Genomic DNA, 13449 nt, shown 5'->3' with positions numbered 1-13449 from the left:
CTGCCGCCAAGCTCGGGTCGGCCCGGATCGTGCCGTCGATCGAGGATTCCCGGGAGCTTGCTCGTCAAGACGGGCTCCCGGGTTTTCAGTTACCTCAAGAAGCGGCGTGGAGTCCTGGCATCAGACTCTGCCGCAAGTGCTGCGGTGAAGTGCCCCAACGCGAGCCCACATTCACTTGAACTCCTGTCCGTCACTTCTGCTCGGACATTAGTCAAGGATTGGTCATGCGGCAATATCGACCCGGTAAATTTGCCTGCGTTGGGGCGATTTCGCGTCAACCGCGCAGCGGCACCTTGTGCGCCACGGCCGTGATGTGCAGTTCGCCGAAGTCGACGAGGTCGTTCAGGGCGATGGTGCGGTGCGTCGTCGAACCGGGCGGAGTGACCTCCAGATAGGCGGCGTTGTGCGCCTCGGAGCCCGTGTGGGTCCAGGCGACGACGGCCTGCGCGCTCTGCCCGGGCTCGAGGTACACGAGCTTGTTGCCCGGGTCGTCCGCGTACCAAGTGGTGCCCCGCACCGCCTTGGTGGGCAGGTTCTCGTGCCGCGCGTTCTCGAGGCCGAGCCCCGGGTATCCGCGCATCGCACAGGTTCGGCCTGTCGTGTTCCTGAACTCCAGGGTGCCGCCCGCGTGGTTCATCCCCCCGCCGAGCCGCTCGGCGAATCCGATCCGCAGACCGGAGGTGTGACAGGTGGGGGTCGACGACGCCGCGGCGTCCTGTGCCGGGGCGGCCTGGGCGAGGCCGCCCGCGGCGGTGACGGCGAGCGCGGCGCCCGCGAGGGTGGCGCCCGCACGGCGCGCGACGGTGATGGTCATGAGTGCTCCTTCTCCGGTACGTCCCACGGCGGTTCCCCCGGTGAAGCTCACAGATGCTTCACCCGCCGTACCCATCAGGGCCATCTGCCCGCCTACCCATGGCCATAGCTGTGAACACCATGTGTCCGGTCACCTCAGATGACGGGCCGCCAGGGTGGCGTGATTCACCAGGTACTCCAGTGGCCCCCGGGAGAAGAACCGCAGCCAGACCACCGCCAGCACGGTGACGGTCGCGAGGAAGGCGAGCAGCACGTACGGCGACGACCCCGGCACGTTCTCGATGTCCAGCGCCCAGATCCCGGCGATGTTGAGCACGTAGGCGGTCAACGACATCCGGCCGACCGCCGTCAGCGGATGCGCCAGGCGCCGGAAGCGCGGCAGCGCGTCGACGGCGATCACGCAGAGCGCGAGGACGGCGACTGCCACCCCGGTGCTGCCGACGACCGACGGCGTGGTCTCGCTGTGCGGGGAGGCCGCCAGCAGCCAGGCCGGGGTGTCGCCCGTCGGATAGCCGGCCGTGTCCGACCACCACGAGACCGCGGCGGACGGCCCGCCGTCCCCCGCGCCGGGGAAGTCCGCCGCGAACAGCCGCAGCGCCAGCCACGATCCGCCGTACCCGAGCACGGCGAGCAGGATGCCGGTGGCGGCCAGCCGGATGCGTACGACCGCCGACGCGAGGTCGAGACGGGCGACGGCCATGCCGGCGATCACAAAGGGCATCCAGGTCAGCACCGGGTAACTGCCCGTGAAGAGGAGGTCGATGAAGCCTTCCGTGCCGCTGATCCGGGCGAGCGGGTCGTGAAGCGCCGCCCGCTCGGCCCAGGTGCCGCTCTCGATCAGGGACTGCGTCACGTACAGCACCTGCGGCAGCACCAGCGCCGAGACGGCCGCGACCATTGCCAGGGTCCGGGCCCGCAGCCGGTGCAGGGGGAGGGCGAGGACGAAGTACAGGCCGTAGTAGGCGAGGATCACGTCGACCTGGGTGCCCGCCATGGTGAGCGCGGTGCCCAGCGCGAGCAGCACGGCGGAGCGGATGAGGACCTTGCCCACGGCCTGCCGTCCCGCCCGGCCCGTCCTGGGTTTCGGGCGGCCCGTCATGAGGATCAGCGAGAACCCCGCCAGGAGGGCGAACAGTGCGGACGCCCTGCCATGGGCGGGCTCCATCAGCAGGCCGGAGATCCCGCCGTTGTCCGGATCCGGGCCGACATGGGCGGCGTACATGCCGAAGACCGCGATGCCACGGGCCAGATCGACACCGGCCAGCCGGATCTTCGGCGCGGGGTGGTGGTCCGTGCGGACCGGTAAGAGGGTGAGCGGAGCGTGGTGCGACATGCCTCCAGCGTGAGGCGGACGTCAAGGGGAACGGGGAGTTTTTCGTGGAATTTGTAAGGTGGTTGGGATCTGACGGCGCGTCGGACCATGCAACGCACCTGCACAGTGCGCCAGTTGGTGCTGACGTGACGCGGCTGCCGTGAGAGGTGCCATGTTGACGTACGATCGCGATCATGCCCGTATCGCCCTCCGCCACCGTCCTCGACCGCAAGGCCCTCAACCGTGCCTTCCTCGACCGGCAGTTGCTGCTCCGGCGCAGCGGGCTGACCGCGCTGGAGGCCGTCGAGCACCTGGTGGGCCTCCAGGCGCAGGCCCCGGTTCCGCCCTACTACGGTCTGTGGACCCGGCTCGCGGACTTCCGGCCCGAGGGCCTGGCACGCTCGCTCACCGACCGCGGCGCGGTGCGCATCGCCCTGATGCGCGGCACCGTCCACCTGGTCAGCGCCCGCGACTGCCGGGCGATACGGCCGTGGGTGCAGCCCTGCCTCGAGCGCGGCCTGAAGAGCGCGTACGGCGGGCAGTTGCACGGCCCGGAGGCGGCCGAGGTCGCCGCGGCCGGGCGTGAACTCCTCGCCGACGGGCCGCTGGGCTCCGCGGAGCTGGGCCGGCTGCTCCACGAACGGTGGCCCGCCCACACCCCCTCCGCTCTGGTCAACGTTGCGCGCGCCCTGCTGCCGCTGGTCCAGGCGCCGCCGCGCGGCGTGTGGGGACGGAGCGGACAGACCACCTACACCACGGCCGAGGACTGGCTCGGCGCCCCTCTCGACGCCGAGGCGGCACCGGACGCGCTCGTCCTGCGCTACCTCGCCGCGTTCGGCCCCGCCACCGTCAAGGACATCCAGGCATGGTCCGGCCTGACCAGGCTGCGCGAGGTGACCGAGCGGCTCCGGCCGCGCCTGGTGTCCCTGCGGGACACCGAGGGCAACGAGCTCCTCGACCTCCCCGACGCCCCGCGCCCCGGGGCGGACGTCCCCGCGCCCGTACGCTTCCTGGCCCCGTTCGACAACGCGATCCTCTCCCACGCGGACCGCCGCCGGATCATCAGCGACGAGCACCGCAAGGCGATCGGCACCAAGAACGCCCTCATCCCCGGCACCGTCCTGGCCGACGGCTTCGTCCGGGGCGCCTGGCGGATCGAGCGCGACCGCACCGCCACCACGCTGCACATCGAGCCCTTCGCGCCGCTGACAGCGCGGCAGCGCACCGAACTCGCCGAAGAGGGTGAGCGGTTGCTGCTGTTCGCGTCCGACGGGAACGGAGCCCGCGACCTGCGGTTCGCCGGCTGATCGCGGCGGCTACGCGCCCGGCAGCGGCGTCAGCCGCAGGCGGACCTCCAGCTCGTGCTCGCCCGGGACCGTGCCCCGCTCCTCGGTCCCGAAGACCGCCGCCAGCTCCTCCGTGACCTGGTGCACCGGGTCCGCCGCACCGAACAGATCCGCCTCGATGGTCTCCGGGAGCGGAACCGGCACGGCCTTCGCATGCGGCCGGCGCGCCCGGGTGTCGACGACCGTGCACCACACCAGCGGATTGCCCGAGCCCGAACGCGGGATGGCGGACCCGGCGGGGACCACGTCGGTGCCCCCGGGGAAGGCGGCCAGCAGGACGCCCACGACGGCGTCCGCGGCCTCCTGGCCGCAGCCCGTCAGATGGACACTGACGTGGTGCGCGCTCTCGGTGGTGCTGGTCACCGGTGCTCCTTCGCCGTCAGGCCGTCAAGTGGCCGCTGCCGTGCCGGGACTTGCCTCGACCGTACGGGACACCACGCCCCCCGGCACCCGGGCTGCGCCCATTCGCGCGACGCGCGACGTCCCCGGGGCGGACGGGGGCACTCTGGAAGGAGAGACAGCTGCGCCGAACGGCGCATGCAGGACCCGTTCGGCCCTGCCGACCACCGCCGGAATCCATGATCCTGGTGGCTGGGCACCGTGGCGTCGCCCACGGACGCCCGTGAAAGAGAGCGGTTCTGTGATCACACGAGTTCGCCTGCCGCACCGGCACCTGACGCCCCCGGTCCGGCCCGGACCGGAGGGACAACCGCCCCAGCGGCCGGCCCCGCAGCCCTCGTCCTCCTGGGGCCGGTGGATGCTGGCGCTCGTCCTGACGACGTTCGTGATCGTACTGCTGCTCGCCCGGGGCTTCTCCGGAGCGCCCCGCCAGCAGGAGTCGTACAGCGACTTCGTCGGCAAGGTGAACGCCGGACAGGTGCAGATGGTCGACATCAACGAGAAGGGAACTGTCACCGGCACCCTCAAGAACGGCACCCAGTTCACCACCCAGATCCCCACCGCCCTGGGCTCCGGCCAGCTCGAACAACAGCTGCAGTCGCACAGCGTCCAGATCACCGCCTCGCAGAGCAGCGGCGGCAGCCCCTGGCTGTCGATCCTGCTCGCCTTCCTGCCCCTGCTGCTCCTCGGCGGCTTCTTCCTGTGGAGCGCACGCCGGGCGGCCAGCTCGCTCACCGGCGGCATCAGCACCATCGGCCGCTCCCGGGCGAAGATCATCGAAGCCGAGCGGCCCACCACCGGCTTCGGCGACATCGCCGGGTACGACGGCGTCAAACAGGAGATCGGCGAGGTCGTCGACTTCCTGCGCAACCCCGACCGCTACGCCCGGGCGGGCGCCAAGGGACCCCGCGGCGTGATCATGGTCGGACCGCCCGGCACCGGCAAGACCCTCCTGGCCCGCGCCGTCGCCGGGGAGGCAGATGTGCCGTTCCTGTCCGTGACCGGCTCGGCCTTCGTCGAGATGTTCGTCGGCGTCGGCGCCTCGCGCGTACGCGACCTCTTCGACGAGGCCCGCAAGCGCGCCCCCTCCATCATCTTCATCGACGAGATCGACGCCGTCGGAGGCCGCCGGGGCGGCGGCACCCGGCTCGGCGGCAACGACGAACGGGAGCAGACCCTCAACCAGCTCCTCGCCGAGATGGACGGCTTCGACCAGGGCACCGGCATCGTCGTGCTCGCCGCCACCAACCGGCCCGACGCCCTCGACCCCGCCCTGCTGCGCCCCGGACGCTTCGACCGCCAGGTGACCGTGCCGCTGCCCAACCAGGCCGAGCGCGCGGCGATCCTCGTCGTCCACGCCCGCGGCAAGTCCCTCGACCCCGGCGTCGACCTGTCCACCGTCGCCCGCGCCACCCCCGGCTTCTCCGGCGCCGACCTCGCCAACCTCGTCAACGAGGCGGCGATCAACGCCGTACGGGCCGACCGCGCCACCCTCACGCCCGACGACCTGGACACCGCCCGCGACCGGGTGCTGCTCGGCCGCCGGGAGACCTCCAACGCGCTGCTCCCCGAGGAGCGGCGCTCGGTCGCCGTGCACGAATCCGGGCACGCGCTGGTCGCGGCGCTGTGCGAGCACGCCGACCCGGTGGCCAAGGTGACCATCCTGCCCGCGGGGGTCTCGCTCGGCGTCACCGAGCAGCTGCCCGAGGCCGAGCGCCACCTGTACACCGAGGGCTACCTCATCGACCTGCTCGCCGTGCGGCTCGGCGGCCGGGCAGCGGAACTGGTCGTCTTCGGCGAGGGATCCACGGGCGCGGCCAACGACCTGGCCGGGGCCACCCAGATCGCCACCCGCATGGTCCGGGAGTTCGGGCTGTCCCCGGCACTGGGCCCCATCGGCTACGCGTCGACGAGCCCGCAGTTCCTCGGCGAGAGCCCGGAGGACCTCCTGCGCCGGCCCTACTCCGAGCAGACCCAGCGCGTCGTCGACGAGGAGGTCGCCCGGCTCATCCGGCACGCCGAGGACCGGGCCCTGGCCATGCTCCGGGAGAACCGGCCCGCCCTGGACCGGCTCGCCGACCTCCTGGTCGCCAAGGAGACCGTCGACGGCTCCGTCGTCCTCGACGTGCTGCGCGGCGGCCCGGCGCCCTGACGGGGGAGCCTCAGAGCTCCCAGCCGTACATCGGCGACGTCCTGGGCTCCGGTGCCGCGCCCCTGGCCGCGACGTCCTTCTCGGCCGTGCCCAGCAGCTTCTCGCCGAGGTCGCGCAGGGCGCGGCCCGCCGCGAACTCGTCGCCGATCACCGGCACGTCCTTGTCACCGGGCGCGCGGCGGGCCGCTCCATGGCCCTTGAAGGACGCGGTTCCGGTGTCGAGGACCGCCTCCGCCTTCGTCGTTCCCTCGTCCTCGGTCAGGTCCACCCGGACCTTCCAGTTCGCCGTGTGGTGCATCGTTCACCCCTGGGTCGTCGGACGGGCCGTGCCCGTCCGTTCCGCCTGGCGCACATGCGCGTCGGGGCCGGGGAACACGAGGCTCACCCTCTGGCTCCCCTTCCAGCGCACGTCATAAGGGGGCGTGCCGTCGGTGTGGTGGAGGCCGACGATCTCGCCGTCCTTCTTGGCCGTGTCGGCGTGCCGGCTCTCGACAATGAGGTGATCACCAAGATGTGCGTGCATGATCATCGCCGCTTTCCGGGAGTCCTCTTTCCGGGAGTTCTCGGTTCTCCGGGAGTCTTTCGGTTTCTCTGTCCATTCTGCGCGCTCCGTCCCGCGCGGCGCGCGGGACGGCGAGGTCTACTGGAAGAGCAGGAGCACACCTCACCGCCCACCGAACGATGGGAGCGGCCCGTGCCACGACCGGACGCCGCCACCCTCCCCGCCAGACCGGCCGACATGTTCGACAGGGAGGCCGAGTGGGAGGAGCTCGTGCGCTTCGCGACCGGCACCGGCCCCGGCCCCGCGCTGGGCATCGTGTCCGGGCGGCGCAGGCAGGGCAAGTCCTTCCTGCTCGAGGCCCTCACCCGGGCCACCGGCGGCTTCTACTTCGACGCCCAGGAAGCGGTCGAGGCCGAGTCCCTGCGCCGCCTCGGCGACCGGTTCGCCGAGCACACCGGCGCCGCCCGGCCGCCCCGCTGGACCCGCTGGGAGGATGCCGTCGACGCCCTGCTCGCGCTCGGCGACCCGGGACCGCTGCCCGTGGTGATCGACGACTTCCCCCACCTCGTCCGGCAGAGCCCGGCCCTGCCGTCCGTCCTCCACGCCGCCGCCCTCCGGCAGGCCGGCGCCGGGGCGCCGGGGCGCCTGCGCCTGCTGCTGAGCGGCCCCACCACGACGGTGATGCACCGGCTCTTCAGCGGCCCCGCCCCGCTGCACGGGCTCGTGGGACTCGAGCTCACGGTGCGGCCGTTCGACTTCCGCGGCGCCGCCCGGTTCTGGGGCATCGACGACCCGCACCTCGCCGTCCTCGTGCACACGGTCGTGGGCGGCACCCCCGCCTACCGGCGCGACTACGTGTGCGACGACGCCCCCGCCGACGCGGCCGACTTCGACGCCTGGGTGTGCCGCACCGCCCTCAACCCCCGTGTCCCGCTGTTCTGGGAGTCGCGCCGGCTGCTGGAGGAGGAGACGGACCACGCCGACCGCGTGCTGTGCCACTCGGTCCTGGCCGCGATCGCCACGGGCTGCTCCAGCCGCGGGGAGATCGCCGCCTCGCTCGCGCACCCGCTCACCGGTGTCTCCCGCGCCCTGGCGCTGCTCTCGGACTGCCAGTTGCTGCGCGCCGAGCCCGACGCGTTCAAGCCGGGCCTGGCACGGTACGAGATCACCGAACCGCTGCTCGCCTTCGAGCACGCCGTCGCCTGGCCGCACCGCTCCGCCCTCGAGCAGGAGGGCGCCGCAGAGGTCTGGCGCCGGGCCCGCACCTGCTTCGAGACGGCGCTGGCCGCCCCGCACTTCGCCCGGATCTGCCGCCGCTGGGCCGTGGACCACGCCGGCCCCGCCACCTTCGGCGCCCGCCCCTCCTCGGCGTCCCACGGCACGCTGGACGACCCGGGGCAGGGCGAGGGCATCGACCTCGACGTCGTCGTCCGCGGCCCGGCGGACGGCCGCCCGGACACACTGCTGTCGGCCGGCCTCACACGGTGGGACGCGCCCATGGACACCGGCGACCTGGAACGCCTCCGCCACGCACTGGCCGTCCTCGCCGGCCGCGGCGAGGACACCGGCCACGCCCGGCCCGCCTGCTACGGCGCGGCCGGGTTCTCCTCGGGCCTGCGCGAGGCCGAGGCTGCGGGCGAGGTCGTCCTCGTCGGCCCCGACCGCCTCTACCACGGTGAATGACAGTACGGGGACGGAGGTTTGCGCCCCCTGAGGTGTGCGGAGGATTGGGTCATGGGTGACAACACGACCACGCGCGCCACGGACACCGCCCGCAACTACTACGACTCCGCCGACGTCGACGGCTTCTACGCCACCGTGTGGGGCGAGGACATCCACACCGGCATCTACGAGCATCCCGACGAGCCGGTCGCCCGGGCGACCCAGCGGGCCGACGCCGAGGTCGCCGCCCGGGTCGCCGACCTCCTCGGGCCGGACCGCACCGTCCTCGACCTCGGCTCGGGCTACGGCGGCGCGGCACGCCACCTCGCCCGCAACTTCGGCTGCCACGTGGTCGCCCTCAACATCAGCGACGTGCAGAACCGGCGGCACCGCGAACTCAACACCCGCCAGGGGCTCGACAAACTCATCGACATCGTCTCCGGATCCTTCGACGACATCCCCGCACAGGACGGGCAGTTCGACGTCGTATGGACCCAGGAAGCCGTCGTCCACAGCGGCGACCGGGCGCACACGCTGTCCGAGGCGGTCCGCGTCCTCGCCCCCGCCGGCGCCCTGGTCCTCACCGACATCATGGCGATCGACGACACCCACGAGGAGGCACTGCGCCCGCTTGCCGAGCGCCTCAACGTCAGCACCCTCCCCACACCGGCCTTCTACCGCGAACAGCTCACCCGCCTCGGACTCCAGGTGCGCTTCGATGACTTGAGCGAGAACCTGCTGCCGCACTATCGCCACCTCGCCGCGGACGTGAAGCGGCACGGCGGCGAACTCGCCGGTGCCGTGGGCGAGGAGTACCTGGAGCGACTGCGAACGAACCTTCCCCTGTGGGTCGACGCATGCGAGAAGGGGCTTCTCTCCTGGGGGATCTTCCACGGCCGCCGGTGAGCAACACGCGGTGAGCAACACGCGATGAACAACACACGGTGCGCACAAGGCGCGTGAGTACTCTTGGGCCCGCTCAAGTCGCCGCCGGGCTCCAGGAGGCCAAGTGAACCACCGTACGCGCACCGACCGTTCGCCGCTAGAGGGGACCTGCAGAGGCGTGTGGCCTGTCAGACGCGCACTGCGGCGCACCCTCCTGGCGGCGATGGTCTGCGCGGCGGTCCTGCCCTCCCTGGGCGCGTCAAGTCCCGCCAGGACAACGGGGGATCCGGAAGCGGCGACGGCCGCGTACCTGGAAGGCATCCGCGACGACAAGGACCGGCTGCGGGCCTTCCTCGAGGCGATGCCGAAGGGCGCGGACCTGCACAACCACCTCGACGGTGCGGCCTCCGCCGACCTGTTCCTGCGCCTCGCGTCGCAGGATCGACTCTGCATCGAGAAGGGCACGTTCCGCGCGGTGACGGGACCGTGCGCCGCGGGCAGCCGGCCCGCCGCCGACGCCGGGCACGACGAGGAGTTCCGCCGCGGGATCGTCCGCGCCTGGTCCATGCTGGACTTCGTGCCCGGACGGGAATCCGGGCACGACCACTTCTTCGCCACCTTCGACAAGTTCGCACAGGCGGCCGCCGGCCACATCGGCCTGCTGCTGAGCGAGGTCGCCGACAAGGCGGGGGAGCAGCACCAGTTCCACCTGGAGACCATGGTCACGCCCGCCCCGGAGGCCGTGGCCGCACTCGCCCGCAGGACCGGCTACGACGACAACCTGCCCAGGCTCCGGCGCACGTTGATGGCCGCCGGCGGGATCGGCCGACTGGTGGCGCTCGTGCACGGCCAGACGGACGCGGCCATGGCGGAGTTCCGGTCGGCGTCCCGGTGCGGAACCGCCGCGCCCCACGCCGGCTGCGCCCTGTCGGTGCGCCTCATCACCCAGGCGGACCGTACGGGCGCGCCCGTCCAGACTTTCACCGAGCTGCTGCTCGGCTTCGAACTGGCCCGGCACGACCGGCGGTTCGTCTCGGTCAATCTGGTCTCGCCCGAGGACGACCCTGCCGCGCTGCGCAATTACGGCCTCCACATGCGCATGCTGGACTGGCTGCACACGCAGTACCCGGAGGTCCCGATCGCCCTGCACGCCGGTGAACTCGTGCCGGGCCTGGTGCGGCCCGCGGACCTGCGTTCCCACATCCGGCAGGCGGTGCTCACCGGGCATGCGCAGCGGATCGGCCACGGTGTCGACGCGCGCTGGGAGGACGACCCGGAGGATCTGCAGTGGACGATGGCCGGGCGGCGGGTGCTGGTGGAGGTGCCGCTGACCAGCAACGCCCAGATCCTGGGCGTGTCCGGGCGCCGGCATCCTTTCGCCTTCTACCGCAGGCACCATGTGCCGGTCGCTCTCGCCACGGACGACGAGGGCGTTTCGCGGACCGACATCACGGCTGAGTACCAGCGGGCGACGAGCACGTACGGCCTGGATTACGCCGCGCTCAAGGAGCTGGCCCGTACGTCGCTCGAGTACGCGTTCCTGCCGGGCCGCAGCCTGTGGCGCGGCCGTGACGGGTTCACGGTGGTTCCCGAGTGCGTGCGGGTCCGTCCGGGCTCCGGGCGCCCCGGTGCGGCGTGCGCGAAGTTGCTGGCGGCGAGCCCGAAGGCGGCGGTGCAGTGGCGGCAGGAGGGGGCCTTCACGGCCTTCGAGCACGCCGTCGCGCGGGACCGGCGCCGGTGAGTCACCCGCCTGCCGCACGCACCTCCCGGTGGTGGTGCCACACGGTCGGTATCGTCCGCCGCAACGCACCAGACCTGCAGCACAGCAGCCCGTGCCGAGGAGGACCACCATGGCCGGCCAGCGGCACGAGACTCCGTCGGACGACTCGCACGACACGGTAAGCCTCGCGCTGATGATCGGTGCCCTCGGTGTGGTCTTCGGCGACATCGGGACCAGCCCGATCTACACCCTCCAGACCGTGTTCAACCCGAGCGACCCCCACCCCGTCCCGGTCACCACGCAGAACGTGTACGGGGTGGTGTCGCTCGTCTTCTGGTCGGTGGTGATCATCGTCCTGGTCACCTATGTGCTGCTGGCGATGCACGCCGACAACGACGGCGAGGGCGGCATCATGGCGCTGATCACCCTGCTGCGGCGATGGAGCTCCGAGCGGAGCCGGCGGGCCACCGTCACCCTGGCCGCACTGGGCATCTTCGGCGCATCGCTGTTCCTCGGCGACAGCATGATCACCCCGGCGATCTCGGTGCTCTCCGCGGTCGAAGGGCTCAAGGTCGTCGAGACGTCACTGGAAAGCGTGGTCGTGCCCGCCACCGCGGCGATCATCGTGGTGCTGTTCCTGATGCAGCGCAGGGGAACCGCGGCCGTGGGCCGGGTGTTCGGGCCCGTGATGATCGCCTGGTTCGTGGCCATCGGAGCGGCAGGCGTCGTCGGCATCACCGACCACCCGCAGATCCTCAAAGCGCTGTCGCCCACCTACGCCCTGGACTTTCTGACCGGCCATTTCGGCACCGCCTTCTTCTCCCTGGCCGCGGTCGTGCTCGCGGTCACGGGTGCCGAGGCGCTCTACGCCGACATGGGGCACTTCGGCCGCCGGCCGATCACCTACGTCTGGATGATCCTCGTCTTCCCCGCATGCGTGCTGAGCTACTTCGGCCAGGGCGCGCTGATCCTCGCCGCTCCGGACAAGATCAGCAGCCCGTTCTTCCTGCTCGTGCCCGACTGGGGACGGCTGCCGATGGTCCTGCTGGCCACGGCGGCGACGGTGATCGCCTCCCAGGCGGTCATCACCGGCGCCTACTCGGTCGCCTCCCAGGCCGCCCAGCTCGGCTACCTGCCGAGGCTGCGGATCGCGTACACCTCCGAGTCCACCATGGGCCAGATCTACGTTCCCTGGATGAACTGGCTGCTGATGGTCTCGGTCCTCACCCTGGTCTTCGCCTTCCGCAGCTCCGCGGCGCTGGCCTTCGCGTTCGGCATGGCGGTCACCGGCACCATCACCATCACCACCCTGCTGTTCTTCTACGTCGCCCGTGCGAAGTGGAGCACGCCCCTGTGGCTGGTCGCCGTCGGCGCGACCGTGCTGCTCTTCGTGGACCTGCTGTTCGTGGCCGCCAACCTGACCAAGCTCGTCCACGGGGCGTGGCTGCCGCTGCTGATCGGCGTCACCGCGTTCACCGTCATGACGACCTGGGAGCGCGGCCGGGAACTCGTCACCGCGGAACGAGCACGGCACGAAGGCTCGCTGAGCGAATTCATCGACCGTCTGCGCAGCGGGAAGGAGCCGACGCTCCGGGTGCCCGGCACGGCCGTCTTCCTCAACCGGGGCAAGCAGACCGCGCCGCTGGCCATGCGGGCCAACGTCGAGCACAACCATGTGCGGCACGACCACGTCGTGATCCTTTCCATCGAGACCGAGCCCGTGCCCCGCGTCCCGGCCGACCAGCGGATCGTCGTCAACGGCCTCGGCTACGCCGACGACGGGATCGTCCATGTCACCGCCCGGTTCGGCTACATGGAGACACCGGAGGTGCCCAGTGCGCTGGCCATGCTCGAACCGGCCGGAACCGAGGGGCAGTTGCAGCCCGACCAGACGTCCTACTTCCTGTCGAAGATCGAGCTCCGGCGCGGGAAGGCGCCGACGATGGCTCCCTGGCGCAAGCGGCTGTTCATCGCCACCTCCTACATCGCGGCCGACGCCGCCGAGTACTTCGGCCTCCCTCGCGACCGCACGGTCATCATGGGCTCGCACATCGAGGTGTAGGCGCGCTCTTCGAGGCGCTGGTCGTCGGCCACCGCGCCTCGGCGACCGGGCTGCCCTTCGCCCGCGTGCCGGGCGCCGCTGACGCCCGGCACGCGGGGGGGGGGCTTCCTACGACCGCGCGTAGACCATGCCCACGAACTCGGCGATCTGGTCGTCGGAGAGGTGCCGCGCCAGGTCCGCCTCGCTGATCATGCCGACGAGCTTCTTGTCCTCGATCACCGGCAGCCGCTTGATGCGGTGGCTCTCCATCTCGTTCAGCACGCCGTCGACGTCGGCGTTCGCATCGATCCAGCGCGGGGTGCCCTCGCAGAGCTTCGCGCATGTGGTCTTCGCCGGATCATGTCCCACGGCCACGCACTTCACGACGATGTCGCGGTCGGTGATGATGCCGCACAACCGCTCGTTCTGGTCGCTGACCGGCAGCGCGCCGACACCTAGCTGCTTCATCAACTGGGCGGCGCGGTCCAGGGTTTCCTCGCGGTATATCCACTGGGCGCCGGGGTGCATGATGTCCTTGGCCGTCGTCATGATCGCCTCCTGGCGTGGGTGACCCCCGGGCTCCATGCTCTCCCGGCGGGCCCCGGACCCCGCATCGG

12 protein-coding genes are annotated in these 13449 nt (G+C 71.6%); 6 read left to right on the top strand and 6 right to left on the bottom strand.

The window, feature by feature from the left end; all coding sequences use genetic code 11:
* Window positions 1–274 precede the first annotated feature (274 nt).
* Both ACV530_RS03225 and ACV530_RS03220 read right to left on the bottom strand, forming a co-directional pair.
* Window positions 275–814, bottom strand: a complete 540-nt coding sequence (locus tag ACV530_RS03225) for a DUF4232 domain-containing protein (protein ID WP_494330664.1) — start codon at window positions 812–814, stop codon at window positions 275–277.
* Window positions 815–943: 129 nt separating this feature from the next.
* Window positions 944–2146 (bottom strand): DUF418 domain-containing protein, encoded by a 1203-nt coding sequence (locus ACV530_RS03220; protein ID WP_494330663.1) that lies wholly within the window; start codon window positions 2144–2146, stop codon window positions 944–946.
* Between the two features lie 173 nt (window positions 2147–2319).
* Here ACV530_RS03220 and ACV530_RS03215 point away from each other — a divergent pair, with 173 nt between their 5' ends.
* Window positions 2320–3432, top strand: coding sequence for a winged helix DNA-binding domain-containing protein (locus ACV530_RS03215; protein WP_494330662.1), 1113 nt, complete (start codon window positions 2320–2322; stop codon window positions 3430–3432).
* Window positions 3433–3441: 9 nt separating this feature from the next.
* On the opposite strand, the gene ACV530_RS03210 is transcribed toward ACV530_RS03215, so the two are convergent.
* Window positions 3442–3834 (bottom strand): hypothetical protein, encoded by a 393-nt coding sequence (locus tag ACV530_RS03210; protein ID WP_494330661.1) that lies wholly within the window; start codon window positions 3832–3834, stop codon window positions 3442–3444.
* Window positions 3835–4111: 277 nt separating this feature from the next.
* Between ACV530_RS03210 and ftsH the strand changes: the two genes are divergently transcribed.
* On the top strand, window positions 4112–6022 hold the full coding sequence (gene ftsH / locus ACV530_RS03205; RefSeq protein ID WP_494330660.1) for an ATP-dependent zinc metalloprotease FtsH: 1911 nt from the start codon (window positions 4112–4114) through the stop codon (window positions 6020–6022).
* Window positions 6023–6032: 10 nt separating this feature from the next.
* Here ftsH and ACV530_RS03200 read toward each other — a convergent pair whose 3' ends face one another.
* Entirely contained in the window at window positions 6033–6320 is a 288-nt protein-coding gene (locus ACV530_RS03200; protein ID WP_494330659.1) for a DUF1876 domain-containing protein, read from the bottom strand.
* 3 nt (window positions 6321–6323) lie between these two features.
* Window positions 6324–6545, bottom strand: a complete 222-nt coding sequence (locus tag ACV530_RS03195; protein ID WP_494330658.1) for a DUF1918 domain-containing protein — start codon at window positions 6543–6545, stop codon at window positions 6324–6326.
* 171 nt (window positions 6546–6716) lie between these two features.
* Here ACV530_RS03195 and ACV530_RS03190 point away from each other — a divergent pair, with 171 nt between their 5' ends.
* The 4 genes from ACV530_RS03190 (at window position 6717) to ACV530_RS03175 (ending at window position 12853) form a co-directional block, all read left to right on the top strand.
* Window positions 6717–8207, top strand: coding sequence for an AAA family ATPase (locus ACV530_RS03190; RefSeq protein ID WP_494330657.1), 1491 nt, complete (start codon window positions 6717–6719; stop codon window positions 8205–8207).
* A gap of 51 nt (window positions 8208–8258) precedes the next feature.
* Window positions 8259–9092: a methyltransferase domain-containing protein gene (locus ACV530_RS03185; RefSeq protein ID WP_494330656.1), complete on the top strand. Its 834-nt coding sequence runs from the start codon at window positions 8259–8261 to the stop codon at window positions 9090–9092.
* Window positions 9093–9249: 157 nt separating this feature from the next.
* Window positions 9250–10812 (top strand): adenosine deaminase family protein, encoded by a 1563-nt coding sequence (locus ACV530_RS03180; RefSeq protein ID WP_494330655.1) that lies wholly within the window; start codon window positions 9250–9252, stop codon window positions 10810–10812.
* Between the two features lie 109 nt (window positions 10813–10921).
* Window positions 10922–12853 carry a potassium transporter Kup gene (locus ACV530_RS03175; RefSeq protein ID WP_494330654.1) on the top strand — a complete coding sequence of 644 codons (1932 nt, stop codon included), beginning with the start codon at window positions 10922–10924 and terminating at the stop codon, window positions 12851–12853.
* Between the two features lie 108 nt (window positions 12854–12961).
* On the opposite strand, the gene ACV530_RS03170 is transcribed toward ACV530_RS03175, so the two are convergent.
* Entirely contained in the window at window positions 12962–13381 is a 420-nt protein-coding gene (locus tag ACV530_RS03170) for a CBS domain-containing protein (RefSeq protein ID WP_494330653.1), read from the bottom strand.
* Window positions 13382–13449: the final 68 nt, after the last annotated feature.

It is taken from the genome of Streptomyces sp. SX-6, assembly GCF_059089585.1.
Note: the sequence above shows the minus strand (reverse complement) of the source record. Positions and strands in the feature narration are given on the sequence as shown.

Excerpts from the sequence above, each read along its gene's own strand:
- ACV530_RS03185 (WP_494330656.1), top strand. The coding sequence starts at position 8,259 with ATGGGTGACAACACGACCACGCGCGCCACGGACACCGCCCGCAACTAC.
- ACV530_RS03170 (WP_494330653.1), bottom strand. The coding sequence starts at position 13,381 with ATGACGACGGCCAAGGACATCATGCACCCCGGCGCCCAGTGGATATAC.
- ACV530_RS03220 (WP_494330663.1), bottom strand. The coding sequence starts at position 2,146 with ATGTCGCACCACGCTCCGCTCACCCTCTTACCGGTCCGCACGGACCAC.
- ACV530_RS03195 (WP_494330658.1), bottom strand. The coding sequence starts at position 6,545 with ATGCACGCACATCTTGGTGATCACCTCATTGTCGAGAGCCGGCACGCC.
- ACV530_RS03225 (WP_494330664.1), bottom strand. The coding sequence starts at position 814 with ATGACCATCACCGTCGCGCGCCGTGCGGGCGCCACCCTCGCGGGCGCC.
- ACV530_RS03175 (WP_494330654.1), top strand. The coding sequence starts at position 10,922 with ATGGCCGGCCAGCGGCACGAGACTCCGTCGGACGACTCGCACGACACG.
- ACV530_RS03200 (WP_494330659.1), bottom strand. The coding sequence starts at position 6,320 with ATGCACCACACGGCGAACTGGAAGGTCCGGGTGGACCTGACCGAGGAC.
- ACV530_RS03215 (WP_494330662.1), top strand. The coding sequence starts at position 2,320 with ATGCCCGTATCGCCCTCCGCCACCGTCCTCGACCGCAAGGCCCTCAAC.